The following is a 14,701-nucleotide window of genomic DNA, read 5'->3' as shown; positions in this document are numbered from 1 at the left end:
TTGTTTAATGAAAAAAAGAGGCAAAAGTAAAAAAGTACATTATGAAAAATAAAATTATAATAGCAGTACTATCGATAGTACTATTTGTAGCCTGCAAGCAAAATAAAACGACAGAAACGCAAACAGTTTCATCAGATGGAAATTCAAAATTTGATGATTTGGCCAATATGTCTTTTGAAGAAAATCGACCAACAGACGAACAAGCCAAAACATTGGCAGATGAATTATTGTTTCAGCGAGCTTGCCAAACTTATCTTTGGGCTTTGCCTTTAATAAATACACTTAGTATGAAAGAAGGTTCAGAAAAAACCTTTGGTGCAGGCTATAATGTTTTGCCAATCTGGAAAAAAAGATTGGATGCTAATACATTAGTAACAACTCCAAACTCCGATGTGATTTATGCGATGAGTTATGTTGATTTGGGTAAAGATGGACCAATAGTTTTTGAAGCGCCGCCCATGCTACAAGGAATTTTATTAGATTTCTGGCAACGTCCAATTCCTGTCGATGGAGGTAAATATTTTGGAGATCTCGGTTTTTTTGGTCCTGATGCCGGTAAAGGAGGTAAATTTTTGATATTACCGCCAAATTATAAAGGGACAATACCTTCAGGTTATTTTGTGTATCGTTCACAAACCAATAATCTATTTATTTTCCTTCGTTCTTTTTATGAACTGCCTACTGATTTGACACCTGCAGTTTCTTTGGTAGAAAAATCTAAAATTTATCCCTTAGGAAAAGAAAGCAGTGCAGTGCCAATGAAATTTCCTGATGCTTCTGGTGTTAAGGCCAATATGCTTCCTGCTCGTGATTTTTCGGCATTTGAACAATTAAAACACCTTGTAGATAGTGAAGATCCTGCAAACATTGGTTCGCCTGATTGGCTGGGAATGTTGGCTTCACTTGGCATAATAAAAGGACAGCCCTTTAGTCCTGATGCGCATACTAAAGATATTCTTGATAAAGCAGCCAAAGCGGCTTATAAAATGAGTCGTGTAATAGGGATGAGCAGCAAAGTCAGTGGACGTTCCTTTCATATGTATCCTGACCGTCAATGGGTAAATCCAATGACTGGAGCTACTCGTGATAATATTTCAGGACCTTTTACGAAAGAGCTAGACTGGAAACGTAAAGAAGGAGGTTTTATGGATCTTGATACTCGTATATGGTTCTTTACCGATTATTATTCTTGGAGTCCTGGAATGGCATCGCAAACACCTGGTAAAGGAGCTAAATATGTGGTAGGTTTTCGTGATAAAGATGGTAATTATCTTAATCCTGCTACAACCTATAAAGTAACACTTCCTGCAAATGTTCCAGCTGCGAATTTTTGGTCACTTACTTTATATGAAGCAGAAAATGCTTCAGGTTATGCTAACGGACAGCCTTTCCCATCATTGGGCTCAAAAGATAAACCTATTCAAAATGCAGACGGTTCTACTGATTTGTATGTAGGTCCTAAAGCTCCAGACGGAAAAACGAAAAATTGGTTAAAAACAATTCCGGGCAAAGGCTATTTCGCCATACTTCGTCTTTACGGGCCTACCGAAAAAGCTCTTGATAATTCATGGGTGCCAGGCGATTTTGAGAAGATAAATTAATTTTTTTTGCTCTTTTAGCAATAAAACATAAATTTTTAAATAGAGACTATGAACATAAAATATAATGCTTTAGCCTTTTTATTTTGTTGTATTTCGCTTTCTGCTTTTAGTCAATCTAATGAATCAGAGAAAACTTCTATAGAAGAAATGAGCAAAAAAAGACAAGATCCTGTAAGCGGTTTGCGAAGCGTTTTTCTGCAGGAAGTTTTATTGCCCGTTGCAGATGGAACAGCAAGTTCATTCTCTATACAGCCTGTTTATCCTTTTAAACTCGGAAGCAATTTAAAACTGATAACCTATACTATTATTCCTTTTCAGACTGTACCGCCACTTACTCCTGGCGGTACACACGAAGGAGGAATGGGAAATATATTGTTCAACGGTTATTTTTCAAGTATTCAAAAAAAAGGTAAGTTCAGTTGGGGTGTTGGACCCGCAATGCAAATTCCGACACGAACAAATCCTGCTTTAGGAAGCAATCAATTAAGTATTGGACCAACTGCTTTATTATATCTGGCGGGAGATAAATTTTCAGGCGGAATTGTGGCTCAAAATTATTGGTCGCTCGGAGGAGATGAAAACAATAAAGTAAATTCTGGAAGCATTCAATACATAGCTTATTATAATTTTTCTAAGGGATGGTTTATTGAAAGTAATGCCACGGTAGAAGTTAATTGGTTGGCATCAAGTGATAATCAATGGCTCGTTCCCATTGGCGGAGGCCCAGGCAAAACATTTCAAATAGGCACAAAAAGCAAACTTTTTTATTCTGCAGGCGCTCAAGCTTTTTATAATGTAGTGAGACCTGATTTAATTGGAAATTGGCAGGCGATCTTTCAGTTTCAGGTAATTTTTTAATCATATATGGAACCCATAAGATAGGGCAGAAGAGGCGAATTATTATATACGTTCCACACTCAACGGTTTACAATTAATCTTTATATTTGATAATTAAATTATTAAAATGAGCGAAAAAACTAAACCGTATGCCTTAATAACTGGCGCCAGCAAAGGAATTGGAAAATCTATTGCTTATGAATTAGCTAAACAAGGATATCCGCTATTGCTTGTTGCAAGAAGTGATGAGGAATTAAAAGCACTATCTGATGATCTTCAAGTTAAATACGGCATCAATGCTTTTATTTTATCGATTGATCTTTCTACAAATGGTGCATCACAAAAAGTAACCGATTGGGTAAAAATCAATAATTATCCAGTTGGTATTCTGGTTAACAATGCAGGTTATGGTGTTTGGGGCGATTTTAGCAAGTCTTCTTTAACCGATCAGCTTGGCATGATGCAGCTTAACATGAATGTCGTAGTAGAACTTTCACATTTATTAGCACCTATACTTTCACAAGAAAAACAAGCCTACATTTTAAATATATCGAGTACTGCTGCATATCAGGCTGTACCTACATTGGCGGTTTATTCAGCAACAAAAGCTTTTGTTTTATCATTTACGCGTGCTTTGCGTTTCGAACTTGGCCAAACTTCAATTTCAGTAACCTGTTTTAGTCCAGGGCCGGTTAATACTGGTTTTGCTGCAAGAGCTGGTTTAAGCGCTTTAAACAAAATGGCGGAAAAGTTTAATATGCAGCCAGATGAAGTGGCAAAAATGGCTGTAAAAGCCATGTTCAATAAAAAATCTGAAGTTATTCCGGGTTTTACAAATATCATTTCGGTGTATGCTAATCGTATACTGCCAAAGGCTTTTATCGAAAAAACGGCAGCTGGGATTTATAAAATTTAAATTTTTTCGAAAAAAAATATAAAAATATTCTTTGCAAAAGAGAAAATATATATTATGTTTGTATTAAATTCTACTAATTCTATAGAGTATGTCAGATAAAAGAAAAAATATGTTTAATTTCCCTAAAGGTCGAATGCACAAAAACATGCTAATGTATTGTTGTTGCTGTTGTTGCAATCTTTTAGATAAAATTATAAACACTATTATTTCATTTATTAAATCTATATTATCATGGTATCTTCTTATAAAACCTTTACCCTTACTGAGCAATTAACTAATGAGCAAATAAACTTTTTTAACAAACATGGTTTTATCCATTTCAAAAAATTTATAAATCCGGAAACTGTTTCATCCATCATTGATGCTTCCAAAGAGGTGGAGCAAAATTGGATCGAAAATGATCTTCAAAAAGTAAACGGTGTTCCAATTAAATACGGAAAAGATTTAGATGGTTCCGCTATTGTACAACGTTTTGCTTTTATCAATCAACATCATCAAGCCTTAAGTGGTCTTTTGCTTGATCCAAGATTTAATGGTTTATTGCCATTGGCAGGAGAGGGTGCAAGATTAGGAACTGAAGAAAAAGACGGAATGGTTTTCAATCATTATATCAATGGGCCAGAAAGTAAGTTTACCAAAATGGGCTGGCATACAGACGGTTTAAGAGATATTTTTTATGGTGGAAAATTAAACCCGATGTTAAATGTCGGTATTCATTTAAGCACTTTAAAACCTGAAAATGGCGGTCTAAAAATCATTCCTGGAACTCATAAGCAAAGTATTTATCAAATGCTTTTCCGTAAAAAATACTTTTTAGATCATCAAGCTGATCCAGAGGAAGTTTCTATCATTCCTGAAGCTGGAGATTTAACCATTCACGATGGACGTTTGTGGCACAGAGTTGCACAATCATCTGTTCGTGGCGAAGAAAGCAGAAGAAGAGTTATTTATATTCCAATCATAGCAGGAAAATATGCTCCTAAAAATGAAAACAGTCCAACGGTTTTCTATCAACGTTTTGCGGGTATTGTTAAATAATTATGCTGTTTGTTATCGCATTTAGTTATCTGGTTAGATCAGGTAAACTAAAAAGTACCACAGATTTTTTTAAAAGCAAGCAAAGAAAAATCAAATTAAAAATTGCAAAACTAGAATTAGCTATACTATCAGGCTTGCAAATATTAGACTAATGGGAAAAGAAATACATGCTGAAGATTATAATGAAATTGAACAAAGGACATTTTCAGACCGTAAGCGAACTAATATTTTAAAAAGAGCAGAACAGTCAACGATTGTATTTCTGCTTCCAAAAGTCCCTAAATTTATTTCGCCAAATTTGCTAACTTTAATAGGTACGCTTGGTTCAGGATTAGTTTTTCTGGCTTTTGTTTTGGGAACTTATTTGGCAAATTGGTATTTGCTTTTTGGTATTATCGGCTTAGGTATAAATTGGTTAGGTGATTCTTTAGACGGAAGATTGGCCTATTATAGAAATATTCCGCGCCGCTGGTATGGTTTTGCACTCGATATTATTGCCGATTGGATCGGTATTGTACTTATAGGCTTTGGCTACTACATTTATGCTAAAAATGGCACACAAATAGTAGCCTTTGCTTTTGTCGCATTGTATGGCTGGTCTATCATTATCAGTCAGTTGCGCTACAAAATTACAAATGAGTACAGCATAGATTCTGGCTTTGTTGGTCCAACAGAACTTAGATTTATTATTGCTTTAATTTTAATTCTTGAAGTTTTATTTCACGGATCAATTGCCTATTTGGCTGGCTCAATCACTATTGTGCTATTTATAATTAATACCATAGACAGCTTGAAACTTTTAAAGCTGGGCGATTTAAAAGATAAATACCAAGGCTGAAATGTTCAAGAAAAAAGCTATTTTTACTTTTTTACAAGCACAAGTTGCGGCGTTTTTAGGTGGCTTAACCGATTATGGCTTAATGGTTCTATTGACAGAAGTATTTAAACTGCATTTTAGCTTTTCTATTCTAATCTCTGGAACCGTTGGCGCAATTATCAATTTTAGCATCAATAGATTTTGGGTATTTAAAAACCAATCTGGTTATAGCAGCCGCATCAATAGTCAGCTTTTTAAATTTGCGTTGGTTGTTTTGGGAAGCATTTCCTTAAAATCATTTGGTACACTTATTTTGCAAAAAGCATTTCAAATCGATTACAGAATAGGAAGATTAATCACCGATAGTTTTGTTTCTTATGGATTTAATTACCCACTGATTAAATATTGGGTTTTTAAAATAAAGAAAGAACAGAACATAATCGAATCAAATTAATCCGTTGCGTGCCATTTATTTAACACATAGAAACATAGTTGCTGGATGCGAAAAAAGAATATAAAAAGAAACTAGTTTCTAACACTTAGCTAGCTATGTTTATTTTAAACAAGTGAAACGCCTTTTTTAAGCGTCCTAAATCTATGTTTTTATGTGTTAAATAATTACGCAACGGGTTTTAGTATATATACATCTTGTTATGAATAAAACATCATTTAAATATTTTACAAAATCACTAATCGTTATCACGATCTTAGTCAATATAATTTCTGAAAATCTATCGGCACAATCAAAAAATCCATCGCCATTAAATTTTCCAACGCCTAAAAACATAGATAATATGCTGTTTTACATTCAGCGAGACCCAAATATAAACACGGCTATTTATGCTATAAACTATCAGGAAAATGGAAAAATAGACAAAAGCGATCCTGTAAAAGGATATTGGATTCGATATGCTGAGAAAGGAGAGAAGAAAGATTTTAATTACATACAGCGCAAATTTGCATATGGAATAGAAAGTAAAACCCTGAATAATGAGGAGTTTGAACTTCAATTTGTATCGTATAAAAAACTGCCTTTAATCTTGAAAAAGATAGATTCGGATCAAAAATATCATGTTTTTGTAAATGTGAATCAGAAAAAAATACAAGTAGAGAAAATATTTGTGCGCATTGAAGGAGGCTCTTTTTGGCTGCCAAATGTAAAGTATGCCGAAGTTACCGGAATTGACGCTTCTTCAAATAAAACAATTACTGAAAGAATAGTATTGAAATAAAATATTGGATGAATTAATTTTTTCTCACAATAAATCATAAAAAAAAGCCCATTTCTTGTGAAAATTTTCGATTAATTTAGTTTCAAAGCTTTTCAGCATCATTTTCTATATTTTCATTGGAAATAGATTCACTCTTCTCAGGTTTTTCATCCCAATTGCCCCAATCTCCTTGATAAACTTTAACACAGATTAATTCATCATTATCTCCATAATATATCTTTGTATTAGAAATGCTGCATTCACTTTTTTCGATATTTATTTTTGAACTTTCCATGGCTTGAATTTTTTAATTAATAAATTTATTCGATTTGAGAATTTTTAAGCTTCTGTTTATCTAAAGAAGCTTCTTTTTTGACTTCTTATAAAATGATAGCAGAACTGTTTTTGTTCATTTTCTTTTAATGAAATAATTGGATTACAAAGATAAACTGAACCAATTGGCTCAATTACACGATTATATCTCAAGTTTATATAATTCCCATAGGTAAAAGTTTGTTTTGGTGTTCTAATTATATAGTTATCATCTCTTTTTAAGTAAAAAAAAACATCAAACATGGGAATAATATAACATTAATGTGATAATTGTATAAATTGACGATTATATTCTGATGATCTTTGTTAGATTCTCTACGTATAATCTCCAAAAAAACACGATTATGGATAAGAACGGACCAATTATTATAATAGAAGAAAGTATAGAAGATTTCAATTTGTTTGAACAAATTTTTCAAGAAACTGATTTTAAAAATAACCTGCTATACTTTAGTACATTTACTGAGGCAAAAGAGCACCTTATTTCGCTGCACTTAAAACCTTTCTTATTTTTTTCAAACATTCTAAAGTTTAATGGAAATTGTAAACAAGATGATATTGATTATAAGGATATTTACAAACAATTTAATTCTCCGTGTCTTTTTTATTCTATTTTCTTTTCCAATTGTTTTGTGATTGATGCTTATTCCACTCCAACAAAAAGCTATTTTGTTAAACCTTACAGAGAAGAAAAATTTAAAGAGGTCTTAACCACAATCGTACAATACTGGAAGGCAGAAAAAAGGCCTAAACTTTTAACTAAAGAAAAAAAAGAAAAGCAAAATTTTTAATAAACTAAAGCCGTCTACGATACGGCTTTAATGTTTTTAAAGATTTCGATCTGGATTTGTTCCTTCTTCGTCATCTAGATTTCCTAGATCTTCGTTATCCAATTCGTCATTGTCAATTTCATCGTCATCAAAGTCGTCTTCCAGTTCATCGTAGTCCAGTTCATCTGTAGCAAATTCATCAATATCTGATCTTTCATTGCCTAGATTTTCATTATCAAATTCAGAAGTGCCAAATTCCTGGCTTTCTAAATCATTTCCATAATCAGGTTCAGCATTGTCGGATATGGAATGATCTGCTGGTGGCGCATCAATATCTGGATCTTCGTATCGTTCTGTATTTTGAAAATCCTGATCTTCCAGATCGTAATTTTCTCTTTCTTCTATATCCATAATACAATTTTTAAGTGTTACTTTTTAGTTGAACCTGTTTCTTTTTTTGAATCCGAAGCAGATTTAGAACCGCCTTTTGAAGCTGTTTCTTTTTTATCAGTTTTTTTATCTGATGCCTTAGCACTCTCAGTGCTTTTTTTAGTGTTTGAAGTTGCCATAATATATTTTTTTAATTTGTTAATAAGCCAAATGTACACGGACTAAAAATCATTATTTTATATATAATGGCATTTCTAATTGTATAATTAACAGATGGTTAATTTTGAAATAAAAAAAACACCTGTTTAAATACAGGTGCTTTTCAAATAAAAAAGTAAGAATGAATTTGTTTTCTTATTCTGCTGCAACAATGTTTACCAAATTCAGTGCTACATCGTTTAATATGCAATCTGCTTCTTTTTCTTCTGCCAGCGTTTGGGTTAATAATTTTGCAGCATCATTTTCGCCAATTGCTTTTGCAAAAGCCACTAAGGTTCCATAAGTAGCAATTTCATAATGTTCGATTTTTTGCGAAGCGGCGATTATGCCAGCGTCTCTGACCGCGCCCGGAGCGGTCTCTAAAAGAATGCTGTCTCCTTCTTTTAATAAACCTGCCATCGCTTCGCATTTTTTTCCTTCGGCTTTTTCTCCTAATAAATTAAAGACCTGTTCCAATCTGGAAACTTGATTTTGTGTTATCGAAAGATGCTCTAAAATAGCTCCTGAAAGTCCCGCTGATGAAGCATTCCCCGCCATTTTTGGTAACGCGCCAACCAACGCATTTTCTGCCCAGTAAATATCTTTTAAACTGTCAATAAATAGATCTTTTAATTCTGTAGCAGCATCTGGCGCAGGTTCTACAAAATTTATTTTAGCATCGTTTTTTATATCTTTTGTCTGACTTGCTTTTGGTTTTGCAGCATTCGTCTGACCTTGTTTTTCTGAATTTTTCATTTTTATATTTTTTTGATTAACTGTATAAGTTTGGTTCACGCTGCCAAAAACGGTGTTTGGTCATAGCGTTTATAAATTCCTGAGCAAATGCTTCGCTGGCAATTTCGCTGGTTACAATAACGCCTTCATCGTCATTTGTAATTTTTGAAGCAAATGGCGCTGCATTAATTATTTCTGAAGCTTCACCATCGGCACCAATTACTTTGCAGTGTTTGTATGCATCGTTTAAGTATTCAAGAGCATCGTCATTTTCTGCCAAAGCATTTAATCCTAGTCCGTGTGGCACATAAACAGCATCAAATAAAACCGATGAAGCGGTGAAGAAACTGAATTCTGCCGCAATCGCTCTATCGGTATCTGTTGTAACAGAGCCTAAATGCGGCGCAATAACACAGCCTTTGGCACCAGCTTTTTTTAGTGCATCTTTCATGTTCATTACAGCAGCTTCAGAAACGCCGTCAGTTACTAGAATCGCTACTTTTCTGGATTCGATTGTTGGCGAATTGGTTGGATTATTAACCATACTCAAAGCTTGAGAGGATTCAACTGAAGATTGAACAGTTTTTGGTTCCTGAGTTCCTGCTTCTTCTGTTTCTGGTGATACGCCTTTATTGATCGGAGTTTCTAAAGTTGAAGGAACGGTTGCTCCAAGTCCCTGCGCAACTTTTTCGGCAAGTTCTGTATCAACCTGAGATAATAATCCCAGCATTCTAACTCTGATCGCTGTCGTTTCTACTTTTCCAAGTTCAAAACGCAATGCTTTTACGATATGGCTTTTTTCTTCAGGTGTTTGGCTGTTAAAAAACAATTTGGCCTGACCGAAGTGATCGTTGAAACTTTCGCTTCTAGCTCTTACTTTATGAGAGTCAACACGTTCGTTGAAACTTGAGAATCCGCCTTCGGCAATTTTTGCCTGATACGGGCATCCGCCTCCAAGAGAATTGGGAGAATAACTGACACGCCCTTTATTAATTTCCTGACGCATATGTCCGTCACGCTGATTGTTGTGAACGGGAGAAATACTTCTGTTGATAGGTATTTCATGAAAATTCGAACTTCCTAATCTCGATAATTGTGTATCAGTGTAAGAAAACAATCTTCCCTGCAAAAGCGGATCATTAGAAAAATCAATTCCTGGAACAACATGACCGGGATGGAAAGCAATCTGTTCGGTTTCGGCAAAGAAATTTTCTGGGTTTTTATTCAAAACCATTCTTCCGACAATGGTTACGGGAACTAATTCTTCGGGAACAATTTTTGTTGGATCTAAAAGGTCAAATTTATATTTATGCTCGTCTTCGGCCGGAATAACCTGAACGCCCAATTCCCATTCAGGGAAATTTCCCATTTCAATGGCTTCCCATAAATCCTGTCTGTGGAAATCAGGATTTTTTCCTGAAATCTTCTGCGCTTCATCCCAAGCAACAGCGTGTGTTCCCAATTTAGGTTTAAAATGAAATTTCACAAAAACAGATTCTTCCTGAGCATTTACTAATCTAAAGGTATGAACGCCAAAACCTTCCATCATTCTGTAGCTTCTCGGAATAGCACGATCAGACATTACCCACATAATCATGTGCATAGATTCTGGCATTAGCGAAATAAAATCCCAAAAAGTATCGTGCGCCGATGCCGCCTGAGGAATTTCGTTGTGCGGTTCTGGCTTTACAGCATGAACCAAATCAGGAAATTTAGAGGCATCCTGAATAAAAAATACAGGAATATTATTGGCTACTAAATCATAAATCCCTTCCTGCGTATAAAATTTTACGGCAAATCCTCTCGCATCTCTGGCAAGATCGGTAGAACCTCTTGATCCTGCTACGGTAGAAAATCGAGCGAAAACAGGCGTTATTTGTCCTTTTTCTTGAAGAAATCCTGCTTTTGTCAATTCTGGAATTGGATTAGTCACTTCAAAAAAACCGTGCGCGCCAGATCCGCGTGCATGAACAATTCGTTCTGGAATTCGCTCGTGGTCAAAATGCGTAATTTTTTCTCTTAAAATGAAATCTTCTAATAATGATGGTCCGCGATCACCGGCTTTAAGCGAATTATTATCATCATTAATTTTAACGCCCTGATCTGTAGTTAAAAATTTGTTTGTTCCATCGGAGGTATTGATGGATAAATCTCTTTGTTTTTCGTCTTGAAAATTTTTCATGGTGTTTTTCTTATTAGTTTAAAACTTTAAAATAATTACAGTTTTATCTTTCAGATTTATAGGTAGTTGCTAACCGTAATTTATCAAGTGTTTCAAATTTAATTTTTACGGAAATGTGTTTTTTATACAATTGCAAATGATAATTCTAGAATTGCCACAAAATGTTTGTAAAACAAAAAAATCTCCATTTCTGGAGATTCTTCTATGTAGATTTGATTTTAAACAGGGAGATAGATGTAAGCTATTGTTCCTTTGTTGGGTTCACTTGAAAGTTTTATAAATCCTTTGTGATTGTGCACGATTTTTTGAACCAAGGTTAGTCCGAGTCCGCTTCCGTATTGTTCGTCGCTGGTGTTCAATTTATAGAAAGGATTAAAAATAAGCGTTTCAAAATTTTTAGGAAAACCGATTCCGTTATCACTAATACATAGTTTGATGTACTTTGTTTCTGGATTGGCCCCAAAATCTATTAATTCATCAGGAGAAACTTCTTCAACGCCAATTTTTATTTTCGGGCTACTGTCTTGTTTGGCATATTTGATAGCATTAGAAATCAAATGAGTAAAAAGCTGCTGCATTTGCGAAGGAATAATACGAAGCGTTGGGAGCGTATTGAGTTCTATTTCCGCTTTCTGCTTACTTATGCTTGATTTTAAGTCGGATAGTACTTTTTTTAGAACAATATTCAAATCTGTTTTTTTAAAGTCTTTCTGCCCGAAATTTATTTTCGAATAATCAATGAGATCTTCCAAAAGCTGATTCATATTTACAGCCGAACTTAATAAGCGGTTTAAATTATGTTTACCAGATTCTGTAAGCGTTTTTTCGGCATCTAAAACTTTTTTCCCAAACATATAAATTTTCCGAATCGGCTCTAATAAATGATCGCTTGCCGCAATTGTAAACGATTCTAATTGTTTGGTGTAATTATGAAGTTCCAGATTTTTATTTTTTAAAGATTCATGGCTTTCTTCTAAATCTGTAATATCTTCCATTGCTAATAAAATCATTCCGTCTGGAACAGCATTTACAATTGGAGTGGCATTTATTAGCATTATTTTTTTTCCATGAATTTCAAAGTCAAACTGGATTTTAAAATTTTCTACAACCTCATTATAACTTACTTTTTTTAGTACAGATTCTCTAAACGCAGGTATATCCCAATGCGAATTTCCTATCTCAAATATCGAAAGACCTTCTGTCTGTTCTTCAGTGGTTTTAAAATAGTTGTAAAAAGCAGGATTGGCACTTTTAATGATAAAACTTTTATCAATAATAATAAGCGGTTCTTTAATGGTGTTAACAATAGATTCGTAAAAATTACGCATAGAAGCCAGTTCTTCCCTACGATTTTGAAGTTCATCATTTAAACAGGAAAGTTCCTGATTATTAGACTGCAGTTCCTGAGCAGAATTTTCAAGCTGCTGGTTTATCATCAGCATTTCTTCGTTTGAGCTTACCAATTCTTCATTTGTAGTCTGCAATTCTTCGAAATAAATCTGCTGTTCTTCGGTAACTCTTTTAAAATCGCCACGAAGTTGCACTAGTTCTTTCTCCATTTCCAGCGAATGATGACTACTGGTTTCTGCTGACGAAATGATTTTTTTGCAGAATATTATAAGAAGTAAATCAGTGTAGGCAGGAAGATAAATAATTTCAAATGAAGTTAAAAAAGACTGCTTTTTTAAGGAAATAAAATCTCCCGAAAAGTTCTTTTTCTCGTTTCTGGCTTTTAAAATATTATTTCTAAGTTCAAAACCCCATTCTTCACGAACCATATTTAGAATATTGAAACTCGGTTTACCAGGCGCAGGCTGTAAAAACGGACTGGTGTCACCATGGAAATGAACAATTTCGAGATCTTCGTTAATGATTACGGCAGCAGGCGAATAATGTTCGAGCAAAATATCTGAAGCAATTTTTCTGTAGTTTATTTCAGGATCAATACTCTCATTTATTTTTGGGCTGTTATAATCAGTTCGTGCTATTTTTTTTGGCTGGAACTGTTCAATTGTTTTTCGGCTGTAAATTCTATCCAATTTGTCAACCGTTGCAAATAAGTGTGGAACGTGTTGTGTCCATTCTGGTTTTCCTAAAAATAAAAAGCCTTTATCGCGAAGTGCATAATGAAATGAAGTTAATACCTGATTCTGTAAATCGGTATCAAAATAGATTAAAACATTGCGGCACGAAACAAAATCAATTTTGGCAAAAGGTGCATCTTTCGTTAAATCGTGAACGGCAAAAACACACATATCACGAATGACTTTATTGATATGAAAGCTATTGTCTCTTTTGGTAAAGTATTTTTCAAGCCTTTTTTCACTTATATTTTTTATGTCTTGTGCAGTATAAATGCCTAAACGCGCTTTTGAAATACATTTTTCAGACAAATCTGAAGCGATAATCTGCACTTTAATATCGTTTCTATTGATTTCCTCCAGATATTCGTGAATACAAATTGCCAGAGAATAAGCTTCTTCTCCTGTAGAACAGCCAGCCGACCAGAATCTTAAGGTTGAATTCGAAAGACTTTCAATCAAAGAAGGGAAGATGTTTTGGTGCAAATTATCAAAAGCCTCCCGATCACGGAAAAAATAAGTAACTGGAATCAGAATATCATCAAACAATAAATCTTGCTCTTTGGTATTATTTCGCAGTAAAATCAGGTATCGCTCTATGGTTTCTTGTTTGGTTACCACCATTCTTTTTGCAATTCTTCTTCGCAGTGTAGTCTGTTTATAATGCTGAAAATCTGTACTCGTGCGCAGATACAATATTTCTATTATTTGATTCAGCAGTTCTTTTTCATCCGCTGTCGATTCTTTTTCTCCGTAAGAATGCGTGATTAAGTTGCTTTCGTGAATCTGCGTGAGCTTGTCTGCAATTTCATTTGGCGCTATAAAGTAATCGATGTACTCAGAAGTTACCGCATTTTGAATAAAACCTTTTTTTGAAAGAACAGCAATTGTTGATCCGCCTGCTTCTTTCAGTTTTTTAAGACCTGTGGAGCCGTCTAATGGTGACCAGGTTAGTATTAAACCAATAGAATAACTTTTAAAAGTATTTCCGACTGTTTCAAAAAAGATATCGAAACCGTTGTTGGTTTTAGTGCTTCTGTTTGTAGGTTTTAGTTTTAATATTCCGTCTTCGTAAATCAGAAAATTATTCTCAGGAATTACGTAAATATGGTTGGATTCTACATTAATGTGATGAACAATTTCGGTAACTGGTATTTTGGTTTGTGCAGCAAGTTCATTTGCAAGATTAGGAGTTTGGGCAGTCGAAAAATTTTCAAAAATAAGATAGGCTCTTCCTGAATCTAACGGCAGATCTGATATTATTTTTTTTAATACATCAATTTCTGCTGAAGAACTTCCTATTGCTGTTACTTGAAAATTAGAGTTTGTTTGATTGATTAATTCATTTGTTTTCATTTTAATGAGGGTTTATGGAAATCCTATAATTTAAATGTTTTTAGGTGTAAATAACTGATATACAAAACGATAAAATTTGCAATGAAACAAATAGATATTGTTTTGAAAAAAATCAAATTATTAATTAAAAGAAATGAATTATGAGAAATTTAATTGCAAGCTTTTGTATGATCCTGTTTTTTGGGTTTGCATCTGCGCAGGAAACCCCTGTTAAGAAAAAACAGAGTACAGACTAT

General features: G+C 34.1%; 14 protein-coding genes. 8 read left to right on the top strand and 6 right to left on the bottom strand.

The window, feature by feature from the left end:
• Nucleotides 1-41 precede the first annotated feature (41 nt).
• From OD917_RS09100 to OD917_RS09070, 7 genes are all read left to right on the top strand, one after another.
• On the top strand, nucleotides 42-1,601 hold the full coding sequence (locus OD917_RS09100; protein ID WP_263523227.1) for a DUF1254 domain-containing protein: 1,560 nt from the start codon (nucleotides 42-44) through the stop codon (nucleotides 1,599-1,601).
• A 48-nt stretch (nucleotides 1,602-1,649) separates the two neighbouring features.
• Complete coding sequence (locus OD917_RS09095) at nucleotides 1,650-2,459, top strand: hypothetical protein (protein ID WP_263523226.1); 810 nt, start codon at nucleotides 1,650-1,652, stop codon at nucleotides 2,457-2,459.
• Nucleotides 2,460-2,565: 106 nt separating this feature from the next.
• Complete coding sequence (locus tag OD917_RS09090) at nucleotides 2,566-3,354, top strand: SDR family NAD(P)-dependent oxidoreductase (RefSeq protein WP_263523225.1); 789 nt, start codon at nucleotides 2,566-2,568, stop codon at nucleotides 3,352-3,354.
• Between the two features lie 231 nt (nucleotides 3,355-3,585).
• A complete protein-coding gene (locus tag OD917_RS09085; RefSeq protein ID WP_263523224.1) occupies nucleotides 3,586-4,392 on the top strand; it encodes a phytanoyl-CoA dioxygenase family protein in 807 nt (268 codons plus the stop codon).
• 151 nt (nucleotides 4,393-4,543) lie between these two features.
• The gene (locus OD917_RS09080; RefSeq protein WP_263523223.1) at nucleotides 4,544-5,230 is read left to right on the top strand and encodes a CDP-alcohol phosphatidyltransferase family protein; all 687 of its coding nucleotides are present in this window, start codon (nucleotides 4,544-4,546) and stop codon (nucleotides 5,228-5,230) included.
• Nucleotide 5,231: 1 nt separating this feature from the next.
• Complete coding sequence (locus OD917_RS09075; RefSeq protein WP_263523222.1) at nucleotides 5,232-5,663, top strand: GtrA family protein; 432 nt, start codon at nucleotides 5,232-5,234, stop codon at nucleotides 5,661-5,663.
• A gap of 199 nt (nucleotides 5,664-5,862) precedes the next feature.
• Nucleotides 5,863-6,441, top strand: a complete 579-nt coding sequence (locus OD917_RS09070) for a DUF4833 domain-containing protein (protein ID WP_263523221.1) — start codon at nucleotides 5,863-5,865, stop codon at nucleotides 6,439-6,441.
• An 82-nt stretch (nucleotides 6,442-6,523) separates the two neighbouring features.
• On the opposite strand, the gene OD917_RS09065 is transcribed toward OD917_RS09070, so the two are convergent.
• Nucleotides 6,524-6,715 (bottom strand): hypothetical protein, encoded by a 192-nt coding sequence (locus OD917_RS09065; RefSeq protein ID WP_263523220.1) that lies wholly within the window; start codon nucleotides 6,713-6,715, stop codon nucleotides 6,524-6,526.
• 382 nt (nucleotides 6,716-7,097) lie between these two features.
• Between OD917_RS09065 and OD917_RS09060 the strand changes: the two genes are divergently transcribed.
• A complete protein-coding gene (locus OD917_RS09060; RefSeq protein ID WP_263523219.1) occupies nucleotides 7,098-7,544 on the top strand; it encodes a hypothetical protein in 447 nt (148 codons plus the stop codon).
• Nucleotides 7,545-7,580: 36 nt separating this feature from the next.
• Here OD917_RS09060 and OD917_RS09055 read toward each other — a convergent pair whose 3' ends face one another.
• The 5 genes from OD917_RS09055 to OD917_RS09035 all read right to left on the bottom strand — a co-directional run bounded on the left by OD917_RS09055 (nucleotide 7,581) and on the right by OD917_RS09035 (nucleotide 14,465).
• The gene (locus OD917_RS09055; protein WP_263523218.1) at nucleotides 7,581-7,934 is read right to left on the bottom strand and encodes a hypothetical protein; all 354 of its coding nucleotides are present in this window, start codon (nucleotides 7,932-7,934) and stop codon (nucleotides 7,581-7,583) included.
• Nucleotides 7,935-7,951: 17 nt separating this feature from the next.
• Entirely contained in the window at nucleotides 7,952-8,092 is a 141-nt protein-coding gene (locus OD917_RS09050) for a hypothetical protein (protein ID WP_263523217.1), read from the bottom strand.
• Between the two features lie 175 nt (nucleotides 8,093-8,267).
• Complete coding sequence (locus tag OD917_RS09045; RefSeq protein WP_263523216.1) at nucleotides 8,268-8,867, bottom strand: ferritin-like domain-containing protein; 600 nt, start codon at nucleotides 8,865-8,867, stop codon at nucleotides 8,268-8,270.
• Between the two features lie 16 nt (nucleotides 8,868-8,883).
• Nucleotides 8,884-11,028 carry a catalase gene (locus tag OD917_RS09040; protein WP_263523215.1) on the bottom strand — a complete coding sequence of 715 codons (2,145 nt, stop codon included), beginning with the start codon at nucleotides 11,026-11,028 and terminating at the stop codon, nucleotides 8,884-8,886.
• A 218-nt stretch (nucleotides 11,029-11,246) separates the two neighbouring features.
• Nucleotides 11,247-14,465, bottom strand: coding sequence for a CheR family methyltransferase (locus OD917_RS09035; protein ID WP_263523214.1), 3,219 nt, complete (start codon nucleotides 14,463-14,465; stop codon nucleotides 11,247-11,249).
• Nucleotides 14,466-14,701 lie beyond the last annotated feature (236 nt).

Origin of the sequence: Flavobacterium sp. SH_e, from assembly GCF_025717045.1 — a bacterium.
In the GTDB taxonomy this organism is placed as follows: domain Bacteria; phylum Bacteroidota; class Bacteroidia; order Flavobacteriales; family Flavobacteriaceae; genus Flavobacterium.
The sequence above is the reverse complement of the archived record's forward strand: the minus strand, read 5'-3'. Positions and strand labels throughout refer to the sequence as shown.

Excerpts from the sequence above, each read along its gene's own strand:
- OD917_RS09100 (WP_263523227.1), top strand. The coding sequence starts at position 42 with ATGAAAAATAAAATTATAATAGCAGTACTATCGATAGTACTATTTGTA.
- OD917_RS09095 (WP_263523226.1), top strand. The coding sequence starts at position 1,650 with ATGAACATAAAATATAATGCTTTAGCCTTTTTATTTTGTTGTATTTCG.
- OD917_RS09090 (WP_263523225.1), top strand. The coding sequence starts at position 2,566 with ATGAGCGAAAAAACTAAACCGTATGCCTTAATAACTGGCGCCAGCAAA.
- OD917_RS09085 (WP_263523224.1), top strand. The coding sequence starts at position 3,586 with ATGGTATCTTCTTATAAAACCTTTACCCTTACTGAGCAATTAACTAAT.
- OD917_RS09080 (WP_263523223.1), top strand. The coding sequence starts at position 4,544 with ATGGGAAAAGAAATACATGCTGAAGATTATAATGAAATTGAACAAAGG.
- OD917_RS09075 (WP_263523222.1), top strand. The coding sequence starts at position 5,232 with ATGTTCAAGAAAAAAGCTATTTTTACTTTTTTACAAGCACAAGTTGCG.
- OD917_RS09070 (WP_263523221.1), top strand. The coding sequence starts at position 5,863 with ATGAATAAAACATCATTTAAATATTTTACAAAATCACTAATCGTTATC.
- OD917_RS09065 (WP_263523220.1), bottom strand. The coding sequence starts at position 6,715 with ATGGAAAGTTCAAAAATAAATATCGAAAAAAGTGAATGCAGCATTTCT.
- OD917_RS09060 (WP_263523219.1), top strand. The coding sequence starts at position 7,098 with ATGGATAAGAACGGACCAATTATTATAATAGAAGAAAGTATAGAAGAT.
- OD917_RS09055 (WP_263523218.1), bottom strand. The coding sequence starts at position 7,934 with ATGGATATAGAAGAAAGAGAAAATTACGATCTGGAAGATCAGGATTTT.
- OD917_RS09050 (WP_263523217.1), bottom strand. The coding sequence starts at position 8,092 with ATGGCAACTTCAAACACTAAAAAAAGCACTGAGAGTGCTAAGGCATCA.
- OD917_RS09045 (WP_263523216.1), bottom strand. The coding sequence starts at position 8,867 with ATGAAAAATTCAGAAAAACAAGGTCAGACGAATGCTGCAAAACCAAAA.
- OD917_RS09040 (WP_263523215.1), bottom strand. The coding sequence starts at position 11,028 with ATGAAAAATTTTCAAGACGAAAAACAAAGAGATTTATCCATCAATACC.
- OD917_RS09035 (WP_263523214.1), bottom strand. The coding sequence starts at position 14,465 with ATGAAAACAAATGAATTAATCAATCAAACAAACTCTAATTTTCAAGTA.